The 3,598-nt window shown below is 73.5% G+C and carries 3 protein-coding genes; 1 reads left to right on the top strand and 2 read right to left on the bottom strand.

The annotated features are described in order from the left end of the window. Window positions 1–1,320 (bottom strand): amidohydrolase (locus B7L92_RS13215; protein ID WP_255310927.1); only part of this gene is annotated, 1,320 nt, incomplete at its 3' end. A gap of 194 nt (window positions 1,321–1,514) precedes the next feature. Continuing rightward, on the bottom strand, window positions 1,515–2,426 hold the full coding sequence (locus B7L92_RS13210) for an Lrp/AsnC family transcriptional regulator (protein ID WP_081237608.1): 912 nt from the start codon (window positions 2,424–2,426) through the stop codon (window positions 1,515–1,517). A gap of 198 nt (window positions 2,427–2,624) precedes the next feature. On the opposite strand from B7L92_RS13210, the gene B7L92_RS13205 reads away from it, so the two are divergent. Then, the coding region (locus tag B7L92_RS13205; RefSeq protein WP_081237607.1) for a C-terminal binding protein at window positions 2,625–3,598 on the top strand (974 nt) is incomplete at its 3' end.

Below are 3,598 nucleotides of genomic sequence, written 5' to 3'. Positions count from 1 at the left end.
CGGCAGGCACGGCCCGGCCGGGTTGTAGCGGTGGCCGAGGTCGCCGATCGCGGTGAGGGTGCCGTCGCCGGTGCGCAGGTGGTGCTGCGGCTGCATGACCGGCACGACGCCGAGACCGGCCATGCGCGCGATCTGCTCGTCGGTGGGCAGCCCGCAGTGCTCGATGCGGTGGCGCATGTCGGCGCGCGGGACGTCCGCCTGTGCCTTGTCGACGGCGTCGAGCACCATGCCGATGGCGAACGGCGACTGTGCGTGGGTCGCCGTCTGCAGTCCGGCGGCGTGGGCGCGGTGCACGAGCTCCGCGTACTCCTCGGCCGAGTGGTAGAGCTGCCCGTGGTGGCAGCAGTCGGCCGCGTAGCCCTCCGGGAAGTAGGCCGTCCAGCCGCCGAGGGTGCCGTCCGCGTAGAACTTCACGCCCTGCACGCGGAACAGGTCGTCGCCGAAACCGTGGACGACGCCGAGGTCGAGGGCCACGTCGAGCAGGGCGGAGGTGAGGTACGCCGAGACGCGCATCCGCAGCGCGCCGCTCGCACGGGCCCGCAGGTAGGTCTCCATCTCGCGACGTGAGGCCTGGGCGTCGCCGACGGTGGTCACACCGGCGGCCAGGAAGGTCTCCTGGGCGCGCAGCAGGTGGTCGGCCATGATGGCGTCGGGCTCGGAGAGGTGGAAGTTCGGGCCGTGGTTGCCGATCTTCACACCGGCGGGGCCGGTGAGCAGGTCGCAGGCCGCGTCCCACAGCTGCCCGTCGGGCTCGCCGCTCTCGAAGCGGCCGATGGAGCCGCCCTCCGGGTCGGGGGTGCCCGCGGTGATCCCGCAGGCGTGCAGGGTGTGGGTGTTGACGACGCCTCCGTGGCCGGAGGCGTTCATCACGTACACCTCGCGGTCGGTGGCGATCCGGTCGAGGTCGTGGCAGGTGGGGTGGCGGCGCTCGGCGAGGCGGCGGTGCTCGTAGCCGAAGCCGCGGACGGGCACGCCGGCGGGCAGTTCGCGGGCGGCCTCGGACAGTACGGCGACCAGGGTGTCGATGTCGGGGACGCGCTCGGGACGGCAGTCGACCCAGGCCAGGGCCTGCCCGTACATCACCGGGTGGCAGTGGGCGTCGACGAACCCGGGGTGGACCAGGCCGCCGTCGAGCTCCAGCGTCTCGTCGGCCCGGCCGCCGAGGGCCGCGCGGGCGTCCTCGGCCGTGCCGACGTGCACGATGCGGTCGCCGCGCACGGCGAGGGCCTCCGCGCGGGCGGCGGTGCCGGCCGCCGCCACGGCGGCACCGGTCACCAGCAGGGTGCGGTCGGTACGGGGTTCGGCGGGAGCGTGGTGCATGGGGGGTCCTGCTTTCGGCCAAGGGGATGCCGGGGTCGACGAGGCGACACGCAGACGGCTGATTCGTTCGCCTGGACGATAGATAACGAACGACACGTTGGCCAGAGGATGACGGAAATTAATCTTGGGAAGTTTTGAGCCCTCTCACTTACGGATCGTTCTTCGAGACCCTCTCGCGGCGCCGAACGGTCCGCTCACGGCGCGGCCGTACCGTTCGGCGTGCCCATGTCGTAGCGCTCCTTGATCAGCTCCAGGTGCATCCAGCTCTCCACGCCGCGCACCCCCTCGCACGCCCGCATGGCGTCGAGGGTCGTACGCACCGCGCCGAGCGACTCCGCGCTGATCGTGCCGACGAGTTCGGCGCGGCCGTTGCACGCCGACAGGAACGACACCCGCTCCCAGGCCGCGAGCGTGGAGGCGACCGGCTCGCGCGCCCCGTCGACCTGGACCGCGAAACCACAGAGGTAGCCGAGGCCCAGCAGTTCGGGCCGCACCAGGGCGAGCACCTTCGCGACACCGTCGTCCAGCAGGCGCAGGGTGCGGAACCGGGTGGCGCCCGGCGACAGGCCGACCCGCTCGGCCAGTTCGGCGAACGGCAGCCGGCCGTCCTGCTCCAGTTCGTCGAGGATCTTCCGGTCGGTGTCGTCCAGCTCGTGCGCGCCCGGATCCGCGGTGAGCAGGTAGGGGTCCTTCATGTGCCGGACGCTGATCAGCGGGTCCACGGCGGAGACGCCGGGCAGCGACCGCACCCGCTCGATCGTGCGGTCCAGGGCGTCGAAGCCCTCCGTGCGCAGCTCGGCCATGACCGCCCGCCGCCCGGCGGTGAGCGTGACGAAGGGGGCCTGGGGCATCGCCGCGATCGCCCGCGCCACCGGTTCCGCCGGACCGCGCGTGTCGATCGACAGGTGCGCGGACGCCGTCAGCCCGCGGATCACCGGGTGCACGACGGCGACGACCCGGACCGCACCGGAGGCGAGCAGCCGCTGCGTGCGGGCCCGGGTCGCCGGCCGGGACAGGCCCACGCGCTGCGCCAGCGTCTCGTAGGTGAGGCGGCCGTCGTTCTGCAGTTCGCGGACGACGGCCAGGTCGATGCGGTCCAGATCCACCTGGGCTGATCCCCTCGGTTCGGCGGCCCGGGGTCCGTGCCCCGCCCGGGTCCGCTGCCATTCTCGGTCACCCGCTCCCCGTCACCCGCCGGGGTGACGGGTGTCACGGCCGCACGGCATGACCACCTCTGGACAAGGCGCTCAGACGAAACGTACGTTCAGCTCCACATTCACCGACGAATCATCTGTGGAGGATCGATGGGACGGCCCGTAGTCGTCTTCACGGACACGGAAGACCTCGATCCCGAGCCGGCGGCACGGATGCTCGAGGACGCCGGCTTCGAGGTGCGGATCGGCGACAGCCGCGACCCCGACGTCATCGCGTCGCTCGCCGCGGACGCCGTCGCCCTGATCGTCGGGTACGCCCGCGTCGACGCCGCGCTGCTCGACCGCCTCCCCGGGGTGCGGATGATCGCCACCATGTCCGCCGGCTACGACATGATCGACACCGTGGAGGCCGCGCGACGCGGCCTGTGGGTGACCAACCTGCCGTCGGTGGCCACCGAGGACGTCGCCGTGCACGCCTTCGCCTGCGCGCTGTCGCTGGTCCGCCGCCTCCCGCAGGCCGACGCCGTGGTCAGGGCGGGCGGCTGGAACGAGGAGTTCGCCGCGGGCGGGCTGCCGCGCCGCGCGAGCGAACTGACCCTGGGCCTGGTCGGCCTCGGCCGCATCGCCCGCCACCTCGCCACCCTCGCCGCCCCCGTCTTCGGCCGGATCGCGGCCTACGACCCGCACGCCGCGCGGGCGGACTGGCCGGCCGGCGTCGAGCGGTACGACGACCTCGACGCCCTGGCCGCCGCCACCGACGTGCTGTCCCTGCACGTACCGCTCACCCCCGCCACGCGCGGGATCGCCGACGCACGGCTGTTCGGCCGACTCCGGCCCGGTGGCCTGTTCGTCAACGTCTCCCGCGGCGAACTCGTCGACACCGCCGCCCTGCTGGACGCCCTCGACAGCGGCCGCCTGGCCGGGGCCGCGCTCGACGTCCTCCCCGTCGAACCCCCGCCGCCGGGCGATCCGCTGCGCGGCCACCCGGACATCCGGCTGTCCCCGCACAGCGCCTATCTGTCCGACACCTCGCGCCGCGCCTATGTGTGCAAGCCCGCCGAGAACGTGATCGCCTGGCACCGCACCGGGCGCCCGGTCACCCCGGTCGTCGACCCCACCGCCCC

This window comes from Streptomyces viridosporus, from assembly GCF_002078235.1.
In the GTDB taxonomy this organism is placed as follows: Bacteria; Actinomycetota; Actinomycetes; order Streptomycetales; family Streptomycetaceae; genus Streptomyces; species Streptomyces viridosporus.
This window is presented reverse-complemented; position numbering and strand designations above follow the sequence as displayed.